Annotated in this window: 30 protein-coding genes; 12 read left to right on the plus strand and 18 right to left on the minus strand. The window is 45.9% G+C overall.

Annotation, left to right across the window (positions count from 1 at the left end; all coding sequences use genetic code 11):
- Positions 1-56 precede the first annotated feature (56 nt).
- The 11 genes from ispD to ACEW9J_RS07885 all read right to left on the minus strand — a co-directional run bounded on the left by ispD (position 57) and on the right by ACEW9J_RS07885 (position 11,737).
- Positions 57-773, minus strand: a complete 717-nt coding sequence (ispD, locus tag ACEW9J_RS07835; RefSeq protein WP_373544575.1) for a 2-C-methyl-D-erythritol 4-phosphate cytidylyltransferase — start codon at positions 771-773, stop codon at positions 57-59.
- A 165-nt stretch (positions 774-938) separates the two neighbouring features.
- Positions 939-1,994, minus strand: coding sequence for a serine hydrolase (locus tag ACEW9J_RS07840; RefSeq protein ID WP_373544576.1), 1,056 nt, complete (start codon positions 1,992-1,994; stop codon positions 939-941).
- Positions 1,995-2,398: 404 nt separating this feature from the next.
- Complete coding sequence (gene proC, locus ACEW9J_RS07845) at positions 2,399-3,196, minus strand: pyrroline-5-carboxylate reductase (protein WP_373544577.1); 798 nt, start codon at positions 3,194-3,196, stop codon at positions 2,399-2,401.
- Positions 3,197-3,264: 68 nt separating this feature from the next.
- A complete protein-coding gene (locus ACEW9J_RS07850; protein WP_373544578.1) occupies positions 3,265-3,813 on the minus strand; it encodes a cell division protein SepF in 549 nt (182 codons plus the stop codon).
- A gap of 675 nt (positions 3,814-4,488) precedes the next feature.
- The gene (locus tag ACEW9J_RS07855) at positions 4,489-5,151 is read right to left on the minus strand and encodes a YggS family pyridoxal phosphate-dependent enzyme (protein WP_373544579.1); all 663 of its coding nucleotides are present in this window, start codon (positions 5,149-5,151) and stop codon (positions 4,489-4,491) included.
- Positions 5,152-5,280: 129 nt separating this feature from the next.
- A complete protein-coding gene (pipX, locus tag ACEW9J_RS07860) occupies positions 5,281-5,553 on the minus strand; it encodes a transcriptional coactivator PipX (RefSeq protein ID WP_373544580.1) in 273 nt (90 codons plus the stop codon).
- Between the two features lie 96 nt (positions 5,554-5,649).
- Positions 5,650-7,020, minus strand: a complete 1,371-nt coding sequence (locus tag ACEW9J_RS07865; protein ID WP_373544581.1) for an anthranilate synthase component I — start codon at positions 7,018-7,020, stop codon at positions 5,650-5,652.
- 88 nt (positions 7,021-7,108) lie between these two features.
- A complete protein-coding gene (locus tag ACEW9J_RS07870) occupies positions 7,109-7,999 on the minus strand; it encodes an energy-coupling factor transporter transmembrane protein EcfT (RefSeq protein ID WP_373544582.1) in 891 nt (296 codons plus the stop codon).
- A 149-nt stretch (positions 8,000-8,148) separates the two neighbouring features.
- Positions 8,149-9,516: a ribosome biogenesis GTPase Der gene (gene der / locus ACEW9J_RS07875; protein WP_373544583.1), complete on the minus strand. Its 1,368-nt coding sequence runs from the start codon at positions 9,514-9,516 to the stop codon at positions 8,149-8,151.
- A 245-nt stretch (positions 9,517-9,761) separates the two neighbouring features.
- Positions 9,762-10,550 carry an ABC transporter ATP-binding protein gene (locus ACEW9J_RS07880; RefSeq protein WP_373544584.1) on the minus strand — a complete coding sequence of 263 codons (789 nt, stop codon included), beginning with the start codon at positions 10,548-10,550 and terminating at the stop codon, positions 9,762-9,764.
- Positions 10,551-10,660: 110 nt separating this feature from the next.
- Positions 10,661-11,737 (minus strand): branched-chain amino acid ABC transporter permease, encoded by a 1,077-nt coding sequence (locus ACEW9J_RS07885; protein ID WP_373544585.1) that lies wholly within the window; start codon positions 11,735-11,737, stop codon positions 10,661-10,663.
- Between the two features lie 138 nt (positions 11,738-11,875).
- On the opposite strand from ACEW9J_RS07885, the gene ACEW9J_RS07890 reads away from it, so the two are divergent.
- Positions 11,876-12,043 carry a hypothetical protein gene (locus ACEW9J_RS07890; RefSeq protein ID WP_373544586.1) on the plus strand — a complete coding sequence of 56 codons (168 nt, stop codon included), beginning with the start codon at positions 11,876-11,878 and terminating at the stop codon, positions 12,041-12,043.
- A 21-nt stretch (positions 12,044-12,064) separates the two neighbouring features.
- A complete protein-coding gene (locus ACEW9J_RS07895; RefSeq protein WP_373544587.1) occupies positions 12,065-12,604 on the plus strand; it encodes an ATP-grasp domain-containing protein in 540 nt (179 codons plus the stop codon).
- A gap of 139 nt (positions 12,605-12,743) precedes the next feature.
- On the opposite strand, the gene ACEW9J_RS07900 is transcribed toward ACEW9J_RS07895, so the two are convergent.
- Complete coding sequence (locus ACEW9J_RS07900) at positions 12,744-13,211, minus strand: hypothetical protein (RefSeq protein WP_373544588.1); 468 nt, start codon at positions 13,209-13,211, stop codon at positions 12,744-12,746.
- Positions 13,212-13,420: 209 nt separating this feature from the next.
- Between ACEW9J_RS07900 and ACEW9J_RS07905 the strand changes: the two genes are divergently transcribed.
- Positions 13,421-14,332 (plus strand): histone deacetylase family protein, encoded by a 912-nt coding sequence (locus ACEW9J_RS07905; protein WP_373544589.1) that lies wholly within the window; start codon positions 13,421-13,423, stop codon positions 14,330-14,332.
- 203 nt (positions 14,333-14,535) lie between these two features.
- Here the strand turns inward: ACEW9J_RS07905 and ACEW9J_RS07910 are convergent, their stop codons facing one another.
- A complete protein-coding gene (locus ACEW9J_RS07910) occupies positions 14,536-16,143 on the minus strand; it encodes a 2-isopropylmalate synthase (protein ID WP_373544590.1) in 1,608 nt (535 codons plus the stop codon).
- Positions 16,144-16,349: 206 nt separating this feature from the next.
- On the minus strand, positions 16,350-16,871 hold the full coding sequence (locus tag ACEW9J_RS07915) for an NYN domain-containing protein (RefSeq protein ID WP_373544591.1): 522 nt from the start codon (positions 16,869-16,871) through the stop codon (positions 16,350-16,352).
- Between the two features lie 564 nt (positions 16,872-17,435).
- Between ACEW9J_RS07915 and ACEW9J_RS07920 the strand changes: the two genes are divergently transcribed.
- From ACEW9J_RS07920 to ACEW9J_RS07955, 8 genes are all read left to right on the plus strand, one after another.
- Complete coding sequence (locus tag ACEW9J_RS07920; protein ID WP_373544592.1) at positions 17,436-18,626, plus strand: type IV pilus twitching motility protein PilT; 1,191 nt, start codon at positions 17,436-17,438, stop codon at positions 18,624-18,626.
- 241 nt (positions 18,627-18,867) lie between these two features.
- Entirely contained in the window at positions 18,868-19,170 is a 303-nt protein-coding gene (locus tag ACEW9J_RS07925; RefSeq protein ID WP_373544593.1) for a DUF2499 domain-containing protein, read from the plus strand.
- 3 nt (positions 19,171-19,173) lie between these two features.
- Positions 19,174-19,497: a DUF3593 domain-containing protein gene (locus tag ACEW9J_RS07930; protein ID WP_373544594.1), complete on the plus strand. Its 324-nt coding sequence runs from the start codon at positions 19,174-19,176 to the stop codon at positions 19,495-19,497.
- Positions 19,498-19,500: 3 nt separating this feature from the next.
- Positions 19,501-20,025: a 2-amino-4-hydroxy-6-hydroxymethyldihydropteridine diphosphokinase gene (folK, locus tag ACEW9J_RS07935; protein ID WP_373544595.1), complete on the plus strand. Its 525-nt coding sequence runs from the start codon at positions 19,501-19,503 to the stop codon at positions 20,023-20,025.
- 18 nt (positions 20,026-20,043) lie between these two features.
- Entirely contained in the window at positions 20,044-20,589 is a 546-nt protein-coding gene (locus ACEW9J_RS07940; protein WP_373544596.1) for an NUDIX hydrolase, read from the plus strand.
- A gap of 230 nt (positions 20,590-20,819) precedes the next feature.
- On the plus strand, positions 20,820-20,942 hold the full coding sequence (locus tag ACEW9J_RS07945; RefSeq protein ID WP_373544597.1) for a hypothetical protein: 123 nt from the start codon (positions 20,820-20,822) through the stop codon (positions 20,940-20,942).
- Between the two features lie 83 nt (positions 20,943-21,025).
- The gene (locus ACEW9J_RS07950) at positions 21,026-22,636 is read left to right on the plus strand and encodes an MBL fold metallo-hydrolase RNA specificity domain-containing protein (protein ID WP_373544598.1); all 1,611 of its coding nucleotides are present in this window, start codon (positions 21,026-21,028) and stop codon (positions 22,634-22,636) included.
- Between the two features lie 161 nt (positions 22,637-22,797).
- Positions 22,798-23,595: a thiazole synthase gene (locus ACEW9J_RS07955; protein WP_373544599.1), complete on the plus strand. Its 798-nt coding sequence runs from the start codon at positions 22,798-22,800 to the stop codon at positions 23,593-23,595.
- 137 nt (positions 23,596-23,732) lie between these two features.
- On the opposite strand, the gene ACEW9J_RS07960 is transcribed toward ACEW9J_RS07955, so the two are convergent.
- Together ACEW9J_RS07960 and ACEW9J_RS07965 are read right to left on the minus strand one after the other, a co-directional pair.
- Positions 23,733-24,116 (minus strand): type II toxin-antitoxin system VapC family toxin, encoded by a 384-nt coding sequence (locus ACEW9J_RS07960; protein WP_373544600.1) that lies wholly within the window; start codon positions 24,114-24,116, stop codon positions 23,733-23,735.
- A complete protein-coding gene (locus ACEW9J_RS07965) occupies positions 24,113-24,337 on the minus strand; it encodes a DUF2281 domain-containing protein (protein WP_373544601.1) in 225 nt (74 codons plus the stop codon). Before ACEW9J_RS07965 ends, ACEW9J_RS07960 begins: the two co-directional genes overlap by 4 nt.
- Before the next feature lie 375 nt (positions 24,338-24,712).
- Between ACEW9J_RS07965 and ACEW9J_RS07970 the strand changes: the two genes are divergently transcribed.
- Entirely contained in the window at positions 24,713-25,300 is a 588-nt protein-coding gene (locus ACEW9J_RS07970) for a hypothetical protein (RefSeq protein WP_373544602.1), read from the plus strand.
- Positions 25,301-25,493: 193 nt separating this feature from the next.
- Here ACEW9J_RS07970 and ACEW9J_RS07975 read toward each other — a convergent pair whose 3' ends face one another.
- Together ACEW9J_RS07975 and ACEW9J_RS07980 are read right to left on the minus strand one after the other, a co-directional pair.
- Positions 25,494-26,159: a DUF4351 domain-containing protein gene (locus ACEW9J_RS07975; protein WP_373544603.1), complete on the minus strand. Its 666-nt coding sequence runs from the start codon at positions 26,157-26,159 to the stop codon at positions 25,494-25,496.
- A 220-nt stretch (positions 26,160-26,379) separates the two neighbouring features.
- The gene (locus ACEW9J_RS07980) at positions 26,380-26,532 is read right to left on the minus strand and encodes a transposase (RefSeq protein WP_373544604.1); all 153 of its coding nucleotides are present in this window, start codon (positions 26,530-26,532) and stop codon (positions 26,380-26,382) included.
- Positions 26,533-26,537: the final 5 nt, after the last annotated feature.

Here is a 26,537-nt window from a genome sequence, read left to right on the forward strand (position 1 = left end):
GGGGTAGGGGGTAGGGGGTAGGGGGTAGGGGGTAGGAAGGCTTTAGGCTTTAGGCTTTAGGGGTAGGAAGGCTTTAGGCTTTGAGGCTTTACACCCTTTCTATTACTGAGAATAAATTCCGCGATCGCGAGATCCACTGGGGTGGTAATTTTGAGGTTGGTTTCTTCACCTGGGACGATGGTGACGGGTAGACTGCATTTTTCAAATAATGCGGCATCGTCAGTCACTTCCCAGCCGAGAGCGCGTCCTTTGTCATGACAGGCTTTGAGCAGTTTGACATCAAAGCCTTGAGGAGTTTGAGCCGCCCAAAGATTGGCTCTGTCGGGTGTGTCTACAATTATCCCTGTATTATCTACAATTTTAATTGTATCTTTTACGGAAATAGCCGCAATTAGTCCGGGACAGGTAGCGATCGCAGCGGCACATCGATCGAATAAATCTGGGGTAGCCAGACATCTGGCTCCATCATGAATTAATACTCGCTCTGCGCTATCTGGCAACCCTTGCAACCCGTTGTAAACCGATTCTTGTCGAGTCTTACCACCCTGGATAAATTGGACGGGTTTGGATAGAGATATGTTGCCGAGGATGGTATCGAGATCCGATCGATCTTCTGGTTGTCCGATAATCCCAATCCAGCTAATCGATGCAGCTTGTTCGGCGGCGATTAGTGTCCAAGCGAGTAATGGTTGACCGAACAGGGTAATTAGTAGCTTGTTGCGATCGTGAAGCATCCGTTTCCCCATCCCAGCGGCAGGAATTAATAAGTGCATTTTGTTAGGGTGGATGGTGGATGGTGGATGGTGGATGGTGAATGGTAAAGATGAGGTGTTGGCTTCTAAAGCCTAATTTGTTAGTGCTGGTGCGTTACGGCTTTCGCCTAACACACCCTACATCTAAAACCTAAAGCCTAAAACCTAAAACCTAAAGCCTAAAGCCTAAGGTGTGGGTTGCTGAAAATATGTGTAGGCAACTTTGGACATTTGCCTAACTAGTTCGGGGCCAGCAGGGTCATTATAGGGGCGTTTGACTAGCACTGCGGCAATATATTTTTTACCTGTTGGTAGTTCGATCAGACCGACATCAGCGATAATCGAGCCGATATCACCCGTTTTGTGAGCAATTTTTGCACCTGCGCCTAAACCTCTGGGTAGCATGGTATTCCGTGACGTATTGCTCATCATGCTCAAGATCTGGCTGCGGGCGGGATCTGAGACGATTTTACCGCGATCGATCGCCATTATCGATCGCGCTAGTTCTCCGGCTGTGGTGGTATTTGTCCCTTCGAGATCTGGAAGTTGCTGATTGATGGTGGTAACTGTGAGTCCCCAATTCCGAAACCGTTGATTGAGAGCGGCTTTTCCACCTAACCGCGCGATCAGGAGATTGGTTGCGGTATTATCACTGATGGTCATCATCTTGGTTGCAGCCACAAGGATACTTACTTGAGTTCCAGGTTTTTGCGCTTGCAAATCTCCAGCACCTCCAGCGATCGATTTTTTGTCGATTGTCAGTTTTTCTTCTAGTCGTACTTTGTGTGTATCGACATCCTGAAATAAGGCAATCAGAATCGGTAATTTAATCGTACTGGCAGCAGGCAATACTCGATCGCTTCCTAGTTGGCTATGTTCGCCCCGCTCGATTTCGACGAATAAATAGCTTGAATCTAGTTTGCTATTTTTTTTAGTTATCGCCTGTAATCGCTCGGTGAGTACCTGACTCGATTGAGTCGGTTTGAGCCGATCTAGTGGTATTAGTGTCGGAGGGGGTAATGGTAGTTCTACTGTAGTCGCGATCGGTTGTTTGGGTGGATAGATGATGGAGATCGTGGTACCAGCGATCGTACTTGCACCAAACCCACAAATAATCAGCCTCACTAAGTAAATAAATGGTGAAACGGATCTCGGTTGTAGCTGCTCCTGCGAGTCGATTTTTACCTGCTCAGGTATGGTTTCTCTGCGGGGATGAATCTTTGAGCTGCGATTGGAAGCCATGAGTGAGGGAGAGTCCTGTTGAGGTGGCTGCTGAGAATAGGCTTAGTGGCACACGAATATTAAATTAATTGATAATTGATAATTGGGTTGTCCTGCTGGGGATTTCCACCCCGAAGCCATAGCTTGTGTTCTTCGTTAATTGAAATCTCACATCGATCGATTACCGAGTCTTAACTACGACTATTTAAGTAGGTAGATACAATTATTTATAAAATAGATTATGCCTAAAACCTAGCTGGTCGGCAGTGCCCACCCTACTGGGACGACACGACTAAAACTGTGGGCATTCAGAACTCTGAGGAATACAATTAGTAATCTGTTTGGCGATCGCTTTACCCACAGATTTAGTCGTGTCGAGCCACTACACGATATCTACGCGATATCTGATATTTAATTACGCCCATCTACTTACCTAATTCTTGGGATCTTTGGGCTGCGGCAATGACGGCTTGAATGAGTGCCGAGCGAAATCCCGATTGTTCTAATTTGGCGATCCCTGCAATGGTTGTCCCGCCAGGACTAGTGACGCGATCTTTGAGTTGGGCAGGGTGGATGTTTGAGTCTTTTAGAAGTCCAGCAGTGCCTAGAACGGTCTGTAGTGCGAGTCGATCGGCGATCGGACGCGGCAGACCTGCGGCGACACCACCATCGGCTAGAGCCTCGATCGCGATGGCGACATAGGCAGGCCCCGAACCGGACAATCCAGTTACGGCATCCATCAAGGATTCGGGCACGGTGACTACTTCGCCAACTGCTTGAAAAATTTGAGTGGCAATATCTAAGTGTTGTGTTTGAACACTATTTCCAGCAGCGATTGCGGTGATGCCCATCCCGACAGTTGCGGGTGTATTGGGCATGGCGCGGATGACTGCTCGATCTGGGAATGCTCTTTCTAGCTGGGCGATACTGACTCCAGCTAGGATCGAAATTACTAATTGTGCGGGATTGGATGGTTGGAGATCCGCAACGACGCGATCGAAAATTTGGGGCTTGATTGCTAGTAATAATACTTGAGCTGTAGCTGCCAAATTGTTGTCTCCAGTTACCCGCACTCCATATTGTTGCTGGAGAGATTCCTGTTGTCTGAGTGTGGGTTCGCTGATGAGGATCTCGGTACTTTGATATGTACCTTGAGTAAGTAGGCGGGATACGATTGCCGAACCCATCACCCCGCCGCCGATGACACCTAATTTGACGGACATAAATTACTACTTGCAGTTGAGGAAAGGCCCAAAACCTGTTGCAGTCGCCATCAACAAAGGTCATAAATTTATTGAGCTGCGTGGATCGGTTCGTTGCCCCATGCGGAGACAGATTGACGAGTCCGATTGCTGCCAACTGTCTGAGGTGCTGGTTGTTGGTTCACCACATCATGAATGACATTGCTAGGAGTGCTGACTTGGACGCAATTTGGTGTGAACAGAAAGATATTATCACCAATCCGTTCGTAGTGACCGTCAATGGCATAAGTACCGCCTGCCACAAAATCTACCGAGCGTTGAGCTTCTTCTTGACGGATCAGGGTCATATTGAGGATGACAGACTTTCTATGTTTGAGGGCATCAATTACTTGAGGCATTTCTTCAAAAGAACGGGGTTCGATCAGAATCATTTCCGATACTCCGTGCATAATCCCAGGCATCCCGACTACATTATTGATTTTACTTGCGCTGCGTGTTTCTGGGCTGGATCGCCGGAAGCCACGTCGCTCTTCTTCTACTGGCTGGGGAGCTGGTGGCTCCGGTGCTCGATAGTCGCTGCGATAGGCATCACTATCTGTTTCGTCAAAATCGCTGTACTCTCCTTCGTTCAAACCCATGAAATCTCTGAATTTGTTGATAACGTTCACCTTTTAATACTCCTGCGCCCTGTTGTGGTGGTATTGATGCTTTTTAACTGTAGAATTTCGATCTATGCTCAGGCGGCGATTGCTTAAAGCGGTAAGTCGATCGCCATTGGCATAGCCTTTTTAGTTGGTGCAGCATTCCGCACAGAAAAAGTGTCTTGGCGATCTAAGCATAATTACTTAAACTTTGCGAGTGTAAAGAGACTACACTCATCGCTGTCACAGCCGCTCGTTTGGAGCATTGAGTAGTCAAAATATACGGGTATGACTAATCTACCGAGAATAATACCACAGAAATACAACTATTCAGAAATTCTTTAAGGTGTGGACGGACAAATTTTCAGATTTACTCAAATTTTTTTAAGCCATTATGCTTAGACTCGGTTGTTAATTTTTATAATTCAGATTTACCTAGCGATCGAGTGGATCTGATGTCCAGCAGAGGTTTTGCATAGGCATACTGCGATGTTCATAGCAGATCTAGATCGATCGCTTGAGTATCGATCGGGACAATCGGTAAAGATTAACACTAGATAGGCACTAGCATTATGCGTAATTAATATCAGGACATTGATGCGTTACGGCAGCAGCCTAACACACCCTACATCAACCTAGCTTTTCATTTAGGATTGCTCGATCGACGATCGACTAATTGAGCCGATCTCCAAACAGGATACTTCCCAGCCGAATCATCGTCGCTCCAGCAGCGATAGCTGGTAGATAGTCCCCAGACATACCCATCGACAACTCAGACTGAATCTTTGCTCCAGGCTGTTGGGCGATTTGGTGGCTGAGATCTCGTGCTTGCTCAAAAAATTGTTGAGTTTGGGCGAGGCTTAAACCTAATGGTGGAATTGCCATTAAGCCGCTAATTTTGACTTGTTGACAGTCGCTAATTTGGGGTAAATCTGCCCATAGATCTGGGATCGTCCAGCCGTATTTATCGGGATCGGGCAATATTTTGACTTGGAGACAGATGTGTGGGCTAGTTGCCAATTCCGTAGCGACTCGATCGATATTTTGAAGTAGCTTGAGGCTATCTACAGAGTGAATCCAGTCAAATATCTGCACTGCCTTACGTACCTTGTTACTCTGCAAATGCCCGATTAGGTGCCAACAAATGTCCGGTAAGTCGGCTAATTCTTGCTGTTTTGCCTGTGCTTCCTGAATTTTGCTCTCGCCAAAATCCCGAATCCCGACGGCATAAGCCTCCCGCATCTGAGCTACAGGTACTTGCTTAGTTACCGCCATCAATCGGACTGAAGCTGGTAAGTCTCGACGTATAGTTTCGATATTGTGAGCGATGGTCATTTAGGCTTTAGGTTTTAGGCTTTAGGCTTTAGGCTTTAGGCTTTAGGCTGAGGATTTAGGATTTAGGCTTAGGCTTAGGCTTAGGCTTTAGGTTCCAACACCTCATCTCTACCCTCTACCCTCTACCCCCTACCCTGGAAAATTTTGCTGCATCATTGATTGTAGCTCTTGATATTCGAGAATTTGACCGTTGCGTCTGAGTAGGCGAATACGGGTATCGATTGTCAGCCGCGCATCAGCACGAGTCAAAGGTTGAAATGACAATCCGGTAGCTGTGTTGGAGACTAGAAAAAAAACTCGCTGTGCGTAGAGAGTGGTAAATAGTTCTTGGTTTTCCTCAACGATGCAGATGCGATAGAGCAAGCCAAAGGTAGGGTGGTTGAGGTAGTTTTCGGAAGTCACGGCAAGGAGGATGAGGATACGGAATGTGAAGGCTCAGATCGACTGATATCGATCGATTCTCCCACACAGAGGTTACGCCAATGGTAGATATCGCTGTTAATTTATCATACCCAATGCGGCGATTTGAGCAGCAGCTTTTTGGAGCGATTCGCGCCACTCTTGCTGGGGCTGACTATCGGCGACAATTCCTGCGCCGACTTGTCCCCAGACGGTGCCCTGATGATACAGCAATGTCCGAATCAAAATATTTAAATCTAGATGACCGCGCCGATCTAGATAGCCGCAGGAGCCATAAAAGAGGTTGCGGGGAAATGGTTCGAGTTCGGCGATGATTTCCATACATCTGACTTTTGGGCATCCGGTAATCGTTCCGCCAGGAAACATGGCGCGAATCAGATCGATCGAGTCAAACTGGGGGTCTAATTCTCCAGTAACATTACTGACTAAGTGCATGACGTGACTATACCGCTCGATCGATAGTAATTCATCGACTTTGACACTACCCCATCGACAGACTCGTCCGAGATCGTTACGTTCGAGATCGACTAACATAATATGCTCGGCAATCTCTTTAGAATTAGTCAATAATTCTGTGGCTAATTGACAGTCTTGGGCTGGGTTTTGACCGCGTTTTCTAGTTCCAGCGATCGGGCGAGTTGTCGCTTGCTGTTGTTGGAGTTGGACTAGTCTTTCGGGGGAGCAACTAATCATTGCACCCCAAGGCGTTTGCCAGTAACTGGCGAATGGCGAAGGGTTGATATTTTGCAGTCGTTGATAGATTTGCCAACTATCGAGATGAGTTTGGGAACTAAATCTGAGGGATAAATTAGCTTGAAAGATATCCCCAGCTTGAATATATTTTTGGGCTTGGATAATCGCTTGTTGGTATTGGGCTTCTGATGTGTGAAAATGTAAATCCTGATGAGTTTGGCTCTGCAAAACATTGGGATTCTCGATCGGGTCGGACTGTGCTAATTTGAGGACTAACTCGTCTAATTCTGCGGTTGTACTTGCAGACAAATATAATACTTGTTCCCAGTGGTCTAAAATGGCAAACGTACTTGGCGCATACCAGTACGCTACCGGAAATGGTAAAGGATCTGGTTGGCGCCTGGGTAATTTTTCAATTTCCCAGGCGAGTTCGTAACCCAACCAGCCTAACCAGCCACCAGTAAAGGGTAGATGTGCGGGGAGATCGGACTTTTCCCGATCTGGAGTGGCTAAAAGCCCCCGCAAACAGTCTAATACTTGCCCGACTGCTGGGGTGAAAATCTGTAATTGCCGATCGATAGTTTCTGGCGAACCAGCACAAATTGAGTATCTTGTCAATCCAAAATCACTGCCGTTGGCGATCTGCTCGGTATTAGTTACTGGACTCTCTAATAAGGTAGCAATTGGCTCGTGTCGGAATAATCGATCGAATATTTGCGATCCAGTTCGATGTTCGAGGGGGATAGATAAATACAAGCAGTTGGGTGTTGTAGGGGTGCGCCAGTCCGATCGACAAATACGAAGCTAGATTAGTTTAAAACTCAACCGTCGGCTGTGTCAACTCCTAAATAAACTGACCGCCAATAGTAAATCTAGCTGTCCAGAATACGACTAAAATTACTATTGCCAAAAAGTCAGTTTTACCTAGCTTTAATTGATGCCATTGAACTAGGTGTGTATTCGGAGTTGTAAAACCGCGTACCTGCATGGCAATCGCAATTTGTTCGGCTCTATTTAAGAGATTTTCTAAGAGTTTTTCGGAGACGGTCAGCCAAATTTTAGCACTATTTTTGAGTCCTAATTCTTGCCAGTCGATCGCCCGAGTATAGATCGATCGAACTAAGTTTTGGATCTCTTCTAGCACTAAGGGAATAAATCTCAGAGCGAGTGTGAGCGTAAGCGTAATCTCGGTAACAGGGATATGATAACGGCGCAGGGGTGCCATTAAACTTTCTAATCCAGTCGTAATTTCTTCTGGAGCGGTAGTAAGCAGATAAACGGTGGTACTGTATACCAGCGTAAAGACTAGGCTACTGGCATAGATCGCACTATCGATCGATTTTTTGGTAATTTTGAGGTGGAGTGCGCCAGTATCAATTTTAAATAAAACATATTGATAAGGTTGGGCGATCTCTACTCCAGCATCTGCGGGGGAGCGCAGTTGATGGCTGACACTGATGGCATCTGGCGCAAATACACCAACGAGCAAAATCGCACCACCGACTAGCAATAACCATCCCATCTGCTGTTTGAGTGCGCGCCAGGGGATACCAGCTAGGATACTAATAGCTACCAACATGCCAACTAAACTTAGTTTCCACATCGCACTGGCGAGGATCGGAGCTAACAAAAAGCTCACTAGCCAGCCTAGTTTTACTCGCGGATCGAGACGATGCAGCCAAGTCAGCGGCTGTTCTAAATATAAACCAATGGGTAAGGAGCGAAGTAAATCCATTAATTAGGCTTTAGGCTTTAGGTGTTAGGCTTTAGGTATTAGGATTTAGGGGGTAGGGGGTAGGAAGTCTAGGCGTTGCTGAATTGATGTACGATCGTGGATTTTTAAAACCAATCTAGCTCCCAGTCCCCCAGTCCCCCAGTCCCTATCTACTTGGCTGCCTTGACTCTAGTAGCACGGTTGACGATCTTCTCGCCTTCGCGTTGTTTTTTGCCACGCCAGAGGAGGCGGAGGGGAGTTCCGGCAAAGCCGAGTTGAGTCCGAAACTGGTTTTCGATATAGCGACGGTAGTTATCATTGAACCGAGATGGATCGTTGACAAATAACGCGATCGTCGGTGGTTGGGCACTGACTTGGGTACCGTAGTAGATTTTACCCTGTTTACCCTGACGAGTCACGAGGGGATTGTGCCAAGAGGTGGATTCTTCGAGTACCTCGTTGATAACGGCGGTAGTGACACGGCGACGGTGTTGTTCGACGGCGCGATCTACTATTTCCAAGATTTTATCAACTCGTTGTCCAGTGAGGGCACTGACAAAGATATTCTCAGCCCATTCGGTGAAATTGAGCCGACTATCTAACTGTGATTGGTAATCGTAGATCGTGTAGGAATCCTTTTCGACAGCATCCCATTTATTGACGACAATTACACACGCACGTCCTTCTTCGGCAATCCGTCCGGCTAATTTTTGATCCTGCTCGGTGACACCATCGATCGCATTTAAGACCAGCAGTACCACATCACAACGATCGATCGCTTTAAATGCACGGTTGATCCCAAAAAATTCTGGCCCATAATCGACGTTTTTCTTGCGCCGAATCCCAGCGGTATCGATCAACCGATAGTTGGTATCATTGCGTGTAATCACGGTATCGATCGCATCGCGAGTAGTCCCAGAAACCGGACTGACGATCGCGCGATTTTCACCCAGGAAAGAGTTGAGCAGACTGGATTTACCTACATTTGGTCGTCCGATAATCGCGATCCGAATTTCGGGAGCATCAACTTCATCTATGACAGGTAAACTGAGAATTAATTCGTCTAATAATTCCCCCGTTCCACTACCATGAATGCTGGATATGCCATAAGGTTCGCCCATGCCTAACTGCCAAAAATCAGCAGTTTGGAGCGCACCAACGGTTTCCGATTCACACTTATTGACGGCTAAAAAGACCGGAACTTTTTGGACGCGCAACCAGGATGCAATTTCCCGATCCCCGCCAGTGATTCCTTCTTGTCCGTCCACTACGAAAATCGCCGCACTAGCCTGGGTGAGGGCGGTCATCGCCTGTTCCCGAATCAGTGGGAGAAATTCCGTATCATCGTCGAATACGAGTCCACCCGTATCGACGACCACATACTCACGATCTTGCCAAAATGCCCGACGATATGTACGATCGCGGGTAACTCCTGGCTCATCATGCACGATCGATTCCCTTGCTCCCGCCAAACGATTGACGAGTGTGGATTTACCCACATTGGGACGACCTATAATAGCAACGATCGGCAGCGACATAAAATTCTGAACAACAAGAGAGCAATATTATAGTTTATCGCGATCGGGTTGAGAATGTGGGGGATTCGATCGCACATCTGCTTTCAATTAGCTCTTTTTTAGTGGTGGTCGATCGTATCTAAAAGTTTGCGGTAGAAGAATATTCAACAAAGAACAGAAGCTATGGCTTCGGGGTTGAAGTCCCCAAGCGTTACCAACCCAATTATCAATTACTTGTACTGAGCGTAGCCGAAGTATCAATTAATTTAATCTATCCCTAAATAAGCTTCAATCACCCTGGGATCGTTTTGGACTTTAGTTGGGGTACCATCGACGAGATTGGTTCCTTCAGCTAATACCCAGACTCGATCGCACAATGTCATAATTACATCCATATTATGTTCGATGATCAGGAAAGTTAGACCCTGTTTACGCCAATTGAGAATATGACCGCAAATATCCTCAATCAAGCGCGGATTAACTCCCGCCGCAGGTTCATCTAATAAAATCAACTTAGGATCTACCATCAATGCTCGACCGATTTCCAGCAGTTTGCGCTGTCCTCCTGATAAACATCCTGCATAGTCATCAGCCTTGGCACTCAACCCCACAGAACTCAGAATCGACATCGCTTTGTCTTTCAACTCCCGCTGCTCGATCCGCGCTTTGTTTGGCTGGAGCAATACTTGCCAGATTTTCTCACCCGTCTGATCTCTAGCTCCTAAGAGCATATTTTCAAGTACCGACATTCGCGACAGAGCTTTGGCTACTTGAAATGTTCGCACCATCCCTAGTCTGGCGATTTGATGAGATTGCAATCGATCGATCTGTTGACCATTTAATTCGATTTGACCAGAATCTGCCCGAATAAAATTCGATAATAAATTGAAGAATGTCGTTTTACCCGCTCCATTCGGGCCGATCAAACCTGTAATACTTCCAGTGGCGACTTCAATTCCAGCTTTCTGAACTGCTTTGACACCACCAAAAGTTTTGCACAATCCTTGCGCTAAAAGTAACGGTTGAGTCGTCATCGGGATGTAATGATTAGGCATGTTTAATTAATTGATAATTGATAATTGATAATTATTGATATATTCATCCTTTCAGAAATTCGCTCTCAACTGATTAACTATCTAAGTAGCTGGGCGCAAATACTTATTAACTATCTACCTAACGTTAGTTCTTCTTTCTTACCCAAAATACCTTGGGGACGTAATACCATAATCAGCATCAGAACTAACCCGATAATCATCACCCGAAATGCTCCTTGCTGAGTATCGTCTAAATGTAGAGCACGGAATACTACTTTGAATGACTCATCGCGAGTAATTGTATTATAGCCCCAGAAAACGATCGCTCCAATAATTGTCCCCAAATTATTTCCAGCACCGCCGAGCATAATAATAATCCAGGCATTAAAAGTAATTAATGGTTCAAAATTGTCAGGAAATACACTGAATTGCCAAGCATAAAATGCTCCAGAAATTCCGGCAATCGCACCACCGAGCATAAAGGCTTGGAGCTTGTACCAGAAGACATTCTTACCTAAGGCTCTCGGTACTTCTTCATCCTCCCGAATCGCTTTTAAAACTCGTCCCCACGGTGAATGCACCAACTTTTCGAGGGCAATATAAACTACTGTGAGCGTAGTTAAAGTCAGTAACATTAGCCCCGCACGAGGGTCATAAGTATACAGCGATAAGGCACCGCAGACATATACAGTCAGCACAAAAATACTCGCGATCGATCCACCCAGTAACCGCGCCGAGATTTTCACCCGCAGCCACAGCCACAATTGCCATAATGCCACCCCACAAATCGCCGTCAACCACACGATCAGTAAGATTCTGGTGGGATAGTCAGGTTTGAAATCAAACGGCACTGGATAGCCTTGTACCCCAAAGGTACCTTTAGTTAGCCAAGCCTCATTCTTGGCTACCAATCGGACTAATTCCGATACCCCAATCGTGACAATCCCCAGATAGTCTTCCCGCAGTCTCAAGGTAGAAATACCGATTAGTAGCCCCAATAATGCCGACAATCCAGCACCGACTAATACTGCGATCGGAATAGGTACGCCCTGAAGCGAGAGTAACACGGTAGAGTAGGCACCGATCGCCATAAACGCCACATGACCGAAATTAATCAGCCCCGTCACCCCCCACTGTAAATTCAACCCCAAACTAAAGAGTGCATAGGTAGCAGCAGATATCGTCAAAAAGACAAAGTAAATGACCATCAGGCAGAAAGTATGGATTATCGATCGGGTATTAATAATCTTAGAGTACTATCTACCGCGATCGTTTTAGCTGACAATCCAGTAATACTTGAAATATTCGATCGCCAATAATCAAGCTGAAAGAGCTTCAAATAGTTAATGCCAACACTAATATTGACACCGCGTTTTACTGAAGATGCTCAATCCCTGTGGAGAGCTGCTCTTCAGCTTGGTTGGAGCGTCGAGCGACTGCAAAGTTGGCGGGTTCCCGATGAATTGCGGCAGGTTGGGGAGCCTGTATTGTACTTGGAGGCACTGTTTGGGTAGACTCTTGCCGAGCAATTTGGGTTGCGATTACTAGAACCCGATCTTGATTGGCTACCCTGTCTACCTGAAGAATTTCGCAAGCGGCGGGTGTCGCTGACGACGCTCGGAGCTTGTAGGGAGATGGTTGATCCAGCGTTTATCAAGCCACCGAATGATAAGAGCTTCCCAGCCAGAGTTTATACTGGATCGGAGTTGCCGCGAGAGTACAATGAGGATTCCCCCGTGCTGGTGGCTGAAGTCGTCGCTTGGGAAAAGGAATTTCGGTGCTTTGTACTCGATCGACAGATCCGCACAATTTCGGTATATTTGAGAGGTGGAGAGCTTCAACGCGATCGAGATTTTGCAGCTTCTGAATCGGAGTTAGCTGAAGTGGAATCCTTCGTGGGGAAGATCCTAGCAGACGATCGGATCGATTTACCGCGCACAGCGGTGCTGGATGTGGGGGTTATTGCTGGACGTGGTTGGGCTGTTGTCGAACAAAACGCCGCCTGGGGATCGGGCAACGGGTGCAATCCGGTGCAGGTACTGGAGGTGCTGCGATACGCCTCAGTTCCAGTCTGAGCGTGAGAGGATTAAATAGGAGCGAATTTTGTAGGAGGCGTTATGACGCTCTCGCCTAGCGCATCAATTTATCTAAATTGTCGATCGATCTGAAGATCGATCGAGACAACTCAATTTTTTAGGTTTAAAGTAAAATTATCTATTTTTGAGGCTGGAGTTCTTCGGCACGTTTTAGTACGGCATCCATAAAGTATTCAGCTTTTTCGGTATTGCTGCTGTTGAGCATCACCAACTGAATGTTACTTCCACTCCGAATCGCCAGATATTTATGCTTAACCACAAAGTACAGGATAATAAAGGCGATGCCCACAAAAAAAGTCAGCGTCAGAATACCGAGCGTCAGAAAGAGTGGATTACCTTCTTCAACGATCTCGACGGAATCAATTTGGGTGAGTAAAACTTTGCAATGCCGTTTGGCAATTATTTTCTGAGTCTTTTCTACCAATTGAGTTGGCTGGAGTTGAAGTGTCGTCCGACCCCAGAAGCCAGGAACTATGACACCATAGCTATACACACCTGGTTTACCTGTCAATTCTAAAATAGTACCTTCACGATCGCGCATCCCAATTTTCCTCAAGTCTGTTAAATTAAGAGTACCCACTTCCATTGGGTAAATCGCTGGTTAACTGTCAATCGCTAAAATTTTATGGCTGGCTTTAGATTCAATTTTGCAACAAAAACTCGATCGGGATTCGAGATCTCACCATCCGATCCAAGTTTTGAGAAAAAGATCGCAGCGGCTCGACAGGGTATGAAAAAATATCACAATGCGTTGGTTGAGTTGGCTAAACAATCGCGTCTTGTGGGATAAAGATCGTGTTTCCAGTTATCTATTCAGACAAATTTTTAGAGCATCAAACGGGAGCATTTCATCCCGAAAAACCAGCGCGATTGACGGCGATTAAGTTAGCACTAGAACGGGCAAAATGGGCGAACAAACTGGATTGGCGAGATCCGACATCGATCGATCTCAGATCGCCGCTACCCTGGATCGAGAAAATTCACCCTGCGGAATATATTCGATCGATCCAGCAGCTCTCCCAGCATGGCGGCACACTCGATCCCGATACGCCTGTCTCAGCCAAAACCTATGAAGTTGCTCTACTGGCTGTCAATGCGTGGCTGGATGGGGTAGATATCGCCATGAGTGGCGAATCAGCGTTTGTGTTGGCGCGTCCGCCTGGGCATCATGCGGAGCCATCTGGCGGGATGGGATTTTGTATTTTTAGTAATGCGGCGATCTCGGCAACATACGCATTAGCTAATGGTGCCGAGCGGGTTGGTATCCTCGACTGGGATGTCCATCATGGCAATGGTACCCAAGCGGTAGCGGCGACTAATCCTCAGATTGCCTACTGTTCGTTACATGAATTTCCCCACTATCCTGGTACGGGTAAGGGCACAGAGCGGGGTGTTTACGAGAATATCTTGAATTTACCAATGAAGGCGGGAAGTACGATTTCAGACTATCAACCGCTATTTGAAACGGAAGTGATGCCATTTTTCACCAAGTTTCGCCCAGATATTTTGATCGTGAGTGCAGGATATGATGCCAATCATGACGATCCACTGGCGAATATTTCACTCAAACCCGAAGACTTTGGCATCTTTACCAATTATTGTTTGCAATTGACGCGGAAGATTGTGTTTGGATTGGAAGGTGGGTATGATTTTGATTCGTTGGGGGCATCGGTTGTCGCGACGATCGATCGGTGTTTGGCGGTGTGAATCAAGTTAAACAGCTACCGACGGAGATGCCTACGATTGTGTCTTGAAAAGGTGCTCTACTTGTCTGGACGGGTCTCCCGCCCAGTTGGGAAACCCCAGGACCGCACTTTTCGCTTCGCGGACTAGAAAGTTCAGTCCGCGAAGGCGGACTTTGCATCATGAGGAGTGGTTTTAACCACTTTGAGGATAAGTAACAACTTGAGTTAGTTGACTGTCAACTGACTCGCGGCTTCCTCTAATTTAGTTTTGGCAGCATATAGACGGTTGAGGGCGTTGATATAGGCTTGGGCTGAGGCGACGATGATGTCGGTATTGGCGGCATAACCGGAGTAGGTGTACTCCTGGTATTTGAGGCGAATTGTCACTTCTCCGATGGCGTCAATGCCCGCTGTGACCGATTGAACCGAAAATTCGATCAATTGGTTCGGCACATCAATGACGCGGTTGATCGCCTTGTAGATGGCATCTACGGGGCCAGTCCCGATCGCTGCGTCGGTCAATTCTTCGCCGTTGGGCATCCTGATGGTAACAGTTGCAGTCGGTTGAGCGCGATCGCCGCACGTCACTTGGACGCGATCGAGGACAAAGATTTCGGGACTTTGTTTGATTTCATCATTAACGATCGCTTCTAGATCTCGATCGGTTATTTCTTTTTTCTTGTCGGCAACATCTTTAAATCTCAAGAAGGCTTTATTGAGATCGTTTTCGGATAAATCGATGCCCAATTCTGATAAGCGGGTGCGGAAGGCATTCCGCCCGGACAGTTTACCCAATACAATCAGATTATCAGTCAAGCCGATCGACTGTGCATCCATGATTTCATAGGTGAGCTTATTTTTCAATACTCCATCCTGATGAATTCCCGATTCATGTGCAAAGGCATTGGCACCAACGATCGCTTTATTTGGCTGGACGATCATTCCGGTGAGACTGGATACTAATCGCGAAGTTTTATAGATTTGGCGAGTATCGATATTTGTGAGTGAATCAGTAGAATCAACCGGACGACCTAAAAATGGGTTGAAGTACTGACGGCGGACGTGTAGAGCCATCACTAGTTCTTCTAATGACGCATTTCCGGCGCGTTCCCCGATGCCATTAATCGTACATTCTAATTGCCGCGCGCCATATTTCACCGCTTCGAGAAAGTTGGCAACAGCTAATCCTAAATCGTCGTGTCCGTGGACGGAAATCACCGCTCGATCGATATTCGGGACATTTTCTTTGATGCCTTTAATTAATGCTCCAAATTCAGAGGGAGTTGTATAACCAACTGTATCTGGAATATTGACTGTAGTAGCTCCAGATGCGATCGCCCGTTCTAATACTTCATACAAAAATTCTGGTTCGCTTCGTCCGGCATCTTCAGGTGAAAATTCGACATCATCGACAAAAGTTTTGGCATAAGCTACCATCTCACCAGCGATTTGCAGGACTTCTTTTCTCGTTTTTTTGAGTTTATATTCGAGGTGAATATCAGATGTCGCAATGAAGGTATGAATCCGGTGTTTTGCCGCAGGTTTTAGAGCTTCGGCTGCGGCTTTGATATCTTTTTCGTTGGCTCGTGCCAAACCGCAAATAATCGGCCCAGATGGTGTACCGACTAGCTCGGCAATCTGCTGAACTGCTTCAAAATCACCCCGACTAGAGTAAGGAAAACCAGCTTCAATTACGTCTACTCCCAGGCGGGCTAATTGTCTGGCGATCGTTAGTTTCTCATCTGCATTTAGAGTTGCACCTGGAGATTGTTCGCCATCGCGCAGGGTAGTATCAAAAATAATTACGCGGTCTGTTTCGATCGATTGAGTCATGATGTTAGAAACCTAAATAATAATGTCCAGGAGTTACTAATCGGGCGATTAGATCCCCGACTCCCAAGAATTCGAGGATCTGTCTTGACGATATATTTAGGTGACAGATTCGATCCATCCAGATCTTTCTGTCACCTAAATAAGCAGTAGTAACTCAAATAAAGTGAACTGAATTATTTTTAGTTGTGCTAACACTGGAATTGCTCCTATGGGGAATCAACTTTTTCAATTCGCTCGCGAATATCATTGAGATCGATATATCGATCGGTGACATTCCTGAGTTCTCTGGCGATCATGCCTTCGGTTGAGATGACGGTGATGTGTGTATTCTTGGATCGCAGTAACTCGATCGCCCGCTCAAAATCACCATCACCACTAAATAGCACAACTCGATTGTACTGATCTACAGTATTAAACATATCGACCACAATTTCAATATCCAAATTCGCTTTTTGGGAATAGCGACCGGAAGTATCATCGTAATACTCTTTGAGGATCTTGGTACGGACTGTATAACCCAAACTAATCAGTGCATCGCGAAACCCGCGCTGGTCTTGAGCGTCTTTTAACCCAGTATACCAAAAAGCGTTAATTAGCATTAACTCTGGTTCTTGGGTGAAGTACTCTAGCACGCGCCGAGGATCGAAAAACCACCCATTTTTTTGTTGGGCATAAAACATATTATTGCCGTCCACAAAGATGGAGAGACGGTTAGCAGCAGAGAACATTATAAATAGTACCTAGTTATTTTTTATAGTTAAAGTAGATTGACAGCATGTCTAGATCGGCTGCAATCAGCCTAATTAAATTGGCTCAATTGTCTAATAGTAGGGATTAACCAACCATAGATTTACAGCAGTCGAACACATCACCCTGAGGCTAAGTTTAGCTAGTTAATTTAAAGATATAGATTTTAAAGATAAAGCTGTAGACTCGACCGCAACGGGTTTCCAGTGTCAAACCAGCATTGAGAAAGGGGATAATGAATAAAATTAATAAGTTTAATTTGACCGGAAGCTCCACAAAGATTTAACAGTTAGCATAATAATTTAGGAGAATAATGTATATATGGGTTCATCTTACCAGAAAAGGATGGAATGTTTGAAATCATCGTCTGTTTCGATCGACACCCAATCGCGCTGGGATCGTGCCACGCTCGCACAGACTCAGTTCCCAATCGACAATTACAGTTGCTAGTATTATCCATCGTTGTAAACATACAGTCGATCGGGGTGAAAATTTGGGCAATCTAAGTGAGAGTAGTTGCAAACAATTAGCCAGTCGATCGATCTATGGTAAACTCCATCAACTTCCCGGCACCACCGCCACCCAAACCCAATCTATCCGGTCATACCCCCCCGCCGCCACCGATAGCCCCTAAGATAGCGCAGACGTCCACTGTTACCTACAACTTACCGCCAGGACAGCCAAGTATCGGCAAGTTAGTAGCGGAAGCTTTTGATGCTGGTTATTCAGATGTGCACGTTGGTGTCGGCGAAACGCCCAGATTTCGCAATCGGGGTGAGATGGAAACAACCACCTATCCCGAAACAGATCTGCCGACTTTTATGTCCTGGCTATATGAAGTTTTGAGTGAGGAAGACATTCGGACATTCCAGGCAAATCTAGACTTTGATGGTGCTACCCAGTACGAATTTGCGCGGGTACGGATCAACGTATTTGACTCGCTCTATGGCTATGCGATGGTGATGCGACTGATTCCGATGCAGATTGCCACAATTGAAGAACTGCGTTTGCCAAATGTATTTCGGGATGTCTGTCATCAGCATAAAGGCTTAATTCTCGTCACTGGGCCGACAGGTTCGGGTAAATCGACATCGATGGCGGCGATGGTAGATTATATGAATAAAGAAATGCCGCGTCACATCATCACGATCGAAGATCCGATCGAATTTATTCACAAAAGTAAACGCGCTCTGATCAAGCATCGGGAAGTTGGCGCGAATACACTGATGTTTGATACTGCCCTCAAAGCCGCTCTACGCGAAGATCCCGACGTGATTTTGGTCGGAGAAATGCGCGATCGCGAAACAGTCAATACCGCCCTCAAAGCCGCGCAAACTGGGCACTTAGTGATCGGCACCTTGCACACCAACAGTGCGATCAAAACGATCGAGCGGATTCTCAATCTATTTAAACCAGAAGAACAAGCCGTGATGCGGGTATCCCTAGCAGAATCCCTAGTTGCAGTCATCTCCCAAGGTTTGTGCCGGACTACCGATGGTAAACGCGCAGCCTATCACGATATTCTGATCAATACTGAAACTGTCAAAGACTACGTTCGCGATGGTAAGTATGATGAGATTGCCCCACTCATGACTGATGGCGAATTCGATGGGATGATCACTATGAACAAATCTCTATTTGCACTCTATCAAGAAGGGCGCATCACCGAGGAAACCGCACTCGAACTCTCGCCGACAGCCAATGAGATGGCGATGATGTTGCGCGGCAAAATCTAGGTAAGTCTATTTGAGTTGTTGCGTAGATCTAGATCCCCCCTAACCCCCCTTAAAAAGGGGGGAACCGGACTCTTAGTCCCCCTTTTTAAGGGGGATTGAGGGGGATCTCTAGGGTTTTCGCCTCGATCGAGAGATGTGCACATATAGTAGTATTGTACAGCGGGGATCTCCTGCTATTCTAAGTGAAAGTTGAGGGATAATAGACTATAGAAATCCTCAAAGATCGATCTCAAGTAACTAGATGCACGTACTCTCAATTCCCACTTGGATTATTCATGTTTCTAGCGTCATTGAGTGGATGACGGCAATCTGGTTGATTTGGCTATATGCCGAAGCTAGTGGTAATCTGGCTTGGCGGAGTCTTTCTTTCGGGATGTTACCCGCGCTGGTAAGTGCGATGTGTGCTTGTACGTGGCACTTTTTTGATAATACTCTCGCTTTAGAGTGGCTGGTTACGCTTCAAGCCGCGATGACTGTAGTTGGTAATATGACGATGTGTCTGGCTGCTTGGCATATTAGTAAACAGTCAGTAGTGAATAATTAATATATGACACCATCGATCGTTGAATTAGTATTTTCTAAAGAATCTTTATTTGCGGTATCTTTATTCCCCTATTTAGGATTTCTGTGGTTTATGACCAAAAAAGTCGAAACGCCTAAGATTGCCCTAATTGGTTTTTATTTGACCTTGTTATTTGTCGCTGTGACGATTCCAATTGGTGCGTATGCTCAATTAACTTTGCACAAATCTCTGGCTGATGTCGATATTCTACATGGTGGAGCTGAATTCTTTTTGACTCTTTCTAATGTGGCGATCGCGATCGGTTTTGGTAAAGCTATTCAATCTATCAAAACTCAGCAATCTGAATGAGTTATGGTAGATTTTAGTATAAATAGTGGCAGATGTGCGATCGGATTGGGGAGCAATTTAGGTGATTCGATCGCGATTTTAGCTGGGGCGATCGATCGACTCCAAATACATCCCCAGATTGAGGTAACAGCCCTTTCTAGCTGGTATCAGACGGCACCAGTTGGGCCACCACAGCCAGACTATTTGAACGGTTGTGCGCTGCTTGAGACTAGTTTGGCACCGCTAGAGCTATTGAATACTTTACAGGCGATCGAGTCGGAATTTGGGCGAGTGCGTCAGGAGGTTTGGGGCGCACGGACGTTAGATTTGGATCTGCTGCTATATGAGGATCGAATTATCGATTTACCCACTTTACAGGTGCCTCATCCCCGAATGCTGGAACGGGCATTTGTACTCGTACCGCTTGCTGAAATTGTGCCTAATTGGATCGAACCCAGATCGAGAGAGTCGATCGCCGTCCTCTGCAACAAGTTAGAATGTGCGGATGTTCGGCTAATGCGATCGTCGAAAAAGATCGGTAACAACTAATCCCTAATACCTAAAAATATGCCATTAGGAAATGAATCAGCCAAAATTCTTCAGAATAAGCTACGTTATCAAGGACGTAAATTTACATTTAATGTCGATCGGATCGAACTACCTAATGGTGTCACTGGAGAATGGGAATCCATTCACCATCCTGGTGGTGCTTTAGCTGTACCGATTACCCCCGATGGAAAATTAGTATTGGTGAAACAATATCGCTTTCCTACTCAAGGACGGATCTTAGAATTTCCCGCAGGTACATTGGAAATCGGCGAAGATTCGGCAACGACAATTGCGCGGGAGCTTGAAGAAGAAACCGGATATCGGGCTGGCAAATGGCAGAATTTGGGTGAATTTTTTCTCGCACCTGGTTATTGTGATGAGATTATTTATGCTTATCTAGCACAGGATTTAGAGAAATTAGTCGTGCAACCTGCGGGTGATGACGATGAAGATATTAGTGTTGTCTTAATGACTCCAGCGGAATTTGAAACGGCGATTTATGCTGGCGAACCGATCGATGCAAAATCGATCGCGGCTTATTTTCTCGCACAGAAATTTTTATAATAGCTACTTTTTTCATAGTGACAAATTAGACATCTAGTGTAGGGGTGGATGGTGGATGGTGGATGGTGAATGCTTATTTCTGCGGTGCGAAGGGAGTAGATAATTGCTGTCTCATCAAGAATGTTTAACAATTATTGCTAAGAATCGAGCGATCGATGAATAATAGAAAGTAAGTATCCGAATTGTCGGCATCTCGCCTCAAGCCTTATCCCTAACCTCCGATCGAAACTATGAGCGTTCAAATCATCTTACCAATTCTGACCATTCCCTTTATCATCGGTGCTTTATTTTTTGGTACCCGCAATGGCTTCTATGATTCCGACAAATATCATGGTAATGGTTCCGCTCATTAGATAGTGACCTGCCAATCCCTTTGATGGTATCGCTGCTGTGAGAGATCCAAACACTGGGGTCGGATTTATATTGGACTTTTTGCTTGTCTACGCTACCCCAACCGAATAATGAAGATCTAGTTTGCCTTCCCTATGGCGTTGGTCATAGTGATGAAGGGGTGTGTTTGTTGCTCAAAATGGGGCCATATCAGATCTTATTAGATTGTGGACTGGCAGACATTTCTCAACTGATTACTGACGAGCGGCTCCCAGTCTGCGATCTGGTAATATGTACCAATGCTCATGCCGATCGAGCTAGAGGTTTACTCGCTCTCCATCGAGCTTTCCCCAAATTACCGATTTATACCAGCGAAGTCACCAGTCTGCTCTTACCGCTCAACTGGTTGGACGATCCTGAGGAAGTGCCACAGTTCAGTCAAGCCTTACCGTGGCGCAGATCGATCGAGTTTCAAGATGGTTTAACTGCCGAATTGTTTCCGGCAGGAAATTTGCCTGGTGCGGCGGCGGTGTTATTGACATATACCGGATTTTATCAGTCATATAGTGTCTTCTATACAGGCGACTTTTTTCTGTCCAATTCTCGATTGGTGGAAGGCTTGCATCTAGACTCGATTCGGCATCTCAATCCCGATGTCTTGATTATCGAAGGTAGTTATGGCACAGCCCGCCACCCTCACCGCCGCAAGCAGGAAAACACCTTGATGGCGCGGATCGATCGAGCAATTATTCAACAGCAATCAATTATCTTACCAGTAGCAACTCTGGGCATCGCTCAAGAATTGCTGATTTTACTGCGGAGTCATCACTTATTTACCGGACGCGATATCGATATCTGGGTAGATGGTACGATCGCTGTAGCTTGTGATGCTTACTTGCAGCTACTCCCCCACTTTCCCCCCGCCGTTCAAAACTTTGCACGTCATCAATCCCTATTTTGGGATGAAAAAGTTCGTCCTCACGTTCGCCAGCTCACACCAGAGCACCTCCCCAACATTCATCTGCGTCCGTGTATTATTCTCACTGATACAGACACCGATCTCAACATTTACACAGCCGAACATCCTTTCCCCTGGCTGGTATTATTTCCGTCCTCCCTAGATGGCATGACAGTACTACCAGCAACAACCCCACAAATCACCGTTGAAACTTATCTCCTGAGCGAACATTCCGATGGTGCTGGTACCGCCCAATTAATTCACAATATCCGTCCCAAACACGTCGTCTTCACTCACGGTTCGCCCCCCTATTTAGCCGATCTCACCGGATTAGAAGAACTCCAAAACCGTTATCATCTCCACTCTCCAGCAGCAGGAACTCTAGTCTCACTGCCCATTGGCGATACCTTTATTCAACCCGCCCCGCCAGCCGATCCCAATTATGAGGGCGAACTCACCGAATTAGACCGAGAAATTAATATTACCTTACCAAATGCGATCGCTAGTGACCCTCGTTGGCACAATTTCGCCGATACTGGATTAATAGAAGCTAGATGGCAAGGAGAAGAAATCGTCCTCAGAGGAGTTTCCCAACGCGAAGTGCTCGATCGACAGCAAGAACTCAAGCTAGATCCAGATACCCACTGTTGCGGCAATTGTCGTTATCAACGCGGCTCCCGCTGCTATAATAGTCGATCGCCACTCAATGGTTTTAAAGTCACGCCTGACGGATTTTGTCCAGTTTTTGAATCCAGTTAGAATCTGAAATTATTAGAGTTGTTACGAAGATTTTTACCCCCCAACCCCCTCAAGGGAGGGCTTCTTGCCCCCTCCCCTTGATAAGGGGAGGGCTGGGGCGGGGTAAAGATCTCCGCCGAAGTCAATTTAGCCCACCATCAACCAGTCACCATCCGCAAACAATGATCGATCGACCCTTAATTATTGCAGGCAAAACCTTTAACTCGCGGCTGATGACGGGTACGGGGAAATATCGTAGCATCGAGCAGATGCAAAAGAGCATCATCGCTAGCGGTTGCGAGATCGTCACCGTCGCCGTGCGAAGAGTGCAAACCAAAGCCGCTGGACATGAAGGCTTGGCAGAAGCGATCGATTGGACTAAAATCTGGATGCTGCCCAATACCGCTGGCTGTCAAACTGCCGAAGATGCCGTGCGGGTGGCAAGACTAGGGCGAGAAATGGCAAAATTATTGGGACAAGAAGATAATAACTTTGTCAAATTGGAAGTAATTCCCGCAGGTAAATATCTCTTACCAGATCCGATCGGTACCCTCCAAGCCGCCGAACAGCTCGTCAAAGAAGGCTTCGCCGTACTCCCCTATATTAATGCCGACCCACTCCTCGCCAAGCGGCTAGAAGAAGCCGGATGCGTGACAGTGATGCCTCTGGGTTCCCCGATCGGTTCGGGACAGGGAATCAGAAATCTCGCCAATATCCAAATCATCATCGAAAACGCCAAAGTCCCCGTCGTCGTCGATGCTGGTATCGGTAGCCCCAGCGAAGCCGCTCAAGCAATGGAAATCGGTGCAGATGCCCTATTGATCAATACCGCGATCGCCTGTGCTGAGGATGCCCCCCTGATGGCTCAGGCGATGGGAATGGCTGCTGTATCGGGACGATTGGGATATCTGGCGGGGAGAATTCCAGTTGCATCAGTAGCAGCAGCCAGTTCGCCGATGACAGGGACAATTAACTCGTAGGTTGGGTTTGATTCTTCAACCCAAAAGCACTAAAATCATCAGCAATTATTTAACCTGCAATTTCATTTAATCCGCTCGAATCCTCAAATCTCATCAACAAACGCCCTAAACGCATAGTGTGCCGTAGGCAATCGAGACTAGAGACGATCGATCTCATATCGATCGAAAGCACTATCTACGGTGGCTAAAGTCATTTCTTCGACTTGAGATTGAGCAATTAGCAAACGGTCAAAAGGATCGCGATGGTGAGGAGGTAGATTTGAAAGTGCGTAAATATGCTTTAAGTCAATTGGTAGTAGCTGAATAGAGTTTTGCTCGATCTGAATATCTACGATTGTCGCGAGATCGCCTTTCAAGTCTAGTTTTCCTAAAGCTACTTTGATTTGGATTTCCCAAATGCTCGCCAAGCTAAGAAATAAGCTATTTTGACGGTCTATAATTGATGCGGCTAGTCTTAGCGATAAGCGTTCTGGTTCGGTTGCCATCCAGATAAAGATATGAATACCTAGCAAAATCCTCATTCTTCGCCGAGCCAGAATTCATCTGATAGTGGTTCATCAAAATCATCGCTCATTTTCATTGCGCCGCGATTTAGCCCCAAAATTCTTGGAGGTAGTTCTGAAGGATGATGATTCTCAGGGGTGTCCGATACATCAAGAGAGCGAATAAAGGCTAGGACGCTCAGTTGCATTGGTTCGGGGATCTTCTCTAGTTCCCTGACTATCGATTCGATCGTACTCATGATGTGGTAAGGCAGATTGAATAGGACTTAATTTTACCATTCCCACATTTAGGCGACAAGGATCGAACCGTCAGAGATTACCTACGGCAGGCTACGCCAACGAGTCACATCAATAGCAGCGAATCGAATCCTCAAAGCCCACCATCAATAGCACTAAGATTATCTGCTTTACACACCGCAAATCATCTCTCTAATCCAAGAAGGAAATTATTGGATGAAATTTCCGAAATCTATCTTTACAAGTATATTCGTGGGTATCTTATAGTTAACCTCAAATTATTTACCATCATCTAAATAATGTATGTTTGACTGTAGTATATGAATACAAAAAAGTCATCGTTCGAGCCTTCAACCATATTGGCTATAGTTATAAGTATGGTTATATTTGCTACAGGTTGGGGAATAGGTTACTTATCTACTGATTCATCCTTGAAAGTAGAAAATGCAAGCCTGAGAGCTAGTATGCCGGGTGGTCTAACGGCGGGAGAAGAACGGGAAGCATTAAAAAAAAGAGAGGAAGATGTAATCAGGCGTGAGAATAATGTAAATAAACGTGAAAACGATACAGAGGAAAGGCTTAGAGAATTTAATAGTACTGTTCGGTCAACCGGAGAAGAAGTAGGTAAAGCAACACAGCTAATGAAGAGTCAGGAGGATACTAAACAGTTACTCATAGAAGTAACAATAATGAAAAATCTATGGTCTTGGGGGACAATGATTTTAATTGTGGGCGGTCTAATAGCCACTTGGTTTACCTATAATTATATTCGCAAGCTCCAATATTCAAAAGACAGTCTAGAGAGGGCTATGGAGATACTACAAGGTCAACTCCAAAATCCGTCCGTAACTGTGGAGCAAGTGAAAGCTGTATTTAAAACAGCCACACAATTCATTGAATCTGAACAAAGCTCAAAGCAAAAATTGCTAAGATCCGGCAGTGAATCAGAAGAATATACGACGTAATTAGCCAGAACTGTCGCTTTTTGACTCTGGGTATATTGGGCGTGTTTCTCGATCTCAAATCAAGTTATTCCTCTGGCAGATCGGGATTTAAGTCCAAGGCAAATAAGATCGCTAAAAGCAGTAAGCGCATCACCACTCAACCCCGAAGCCAGCGTATTCTGGATCGCTTGCAACACCTGTTTATAGTCGATTTTCACTCATTCAGATCCAACCAGGCTATCAGATCGCTAAGATTGGCAAAATCTAAAGCCGCATCAAGTAAATCGTCTAACCGCTCCAAGGGTAATACGTTAACTCTTGCCAATATCTCTGTTGACACATCACCCACCCGTCGGTTCAATAGGCGCACTGTTTGAGCCTGTGCGTGTCTAACTTCCCCCAACTGTTCCCCAACTTGTTGGGCTGCTTGAAGCTTCTCTAAATACAAAGGTGATAACTGCATAATTAGCTCCTGCTCTTCTGGTTCGATGGTTTCTCTTGCTTCCAGGATAACTTTTAGATTACCCAGCAAATCTAAAGCATTATTTCGATAGGGATGCTCCACTGGAAGTGCCGCTACTTCTTGGATGGCTCGTGCCTGAACTCTGCCCTTACCCAATAGTCTAACCCATAGAGTTGCTGGTGTCTGGGGTAGTTGATGAATTACAATGATGCCTGTCTTGAGAGTTGGACTCAGCAGATAGACACCTTCGCCCCACTTGTCTAGCTCTAATTTAGCACCGAGTCCCTCTAAAATTTGGGCGGATAGCGTGGGTGTTAAAATCCAGAGATTGGGTAAAACATCATCGCCTAGTTCTGGCTGCGATTGTCTTTTGGCTTCTCTGAGTAGATAGCTATGCAAGTCATATAGCTTTGACATGCAAGCGCGAATTTGCGGCACTTTGACGGAATTGCGAAAGGGTTCAAAGATGACGGCGTTTTTCGCACATTCTGCTAGTATTCCTAATTCTTGAAGGGGTGAAAGTTTGGGATCGGGGACAAAATAGACATCGACTTCGCGGACTTCACCACTAATTTTGGCTCTCCTGTACTTAGGGTGATAATTTAAACTTATTCAAATGAGCGGAGCGGAGCGGAGATTATTTGAATAAGCAAGCCAACAGTTTTTCTCTCATCGATTTGAAACTAGCAAAACCGTAACTTTGGCGGAGAATTAACTTAATTCTAGTATTAATACCTTCGGTGACACCACTCGTAGTTCTATTTAAGAAATAATTAGCAATCTCCGGCAAATGTT

Origin of the sequence: Chamaesiphon sp., assembly GCF_041737865.1 — a bacterium.
Lineage (GTDB): Bacteria > Cyanobacteriota > Cyanobacteriia > Cyanobacteriales > Chamaesiphonaceae > Chamaesiphon.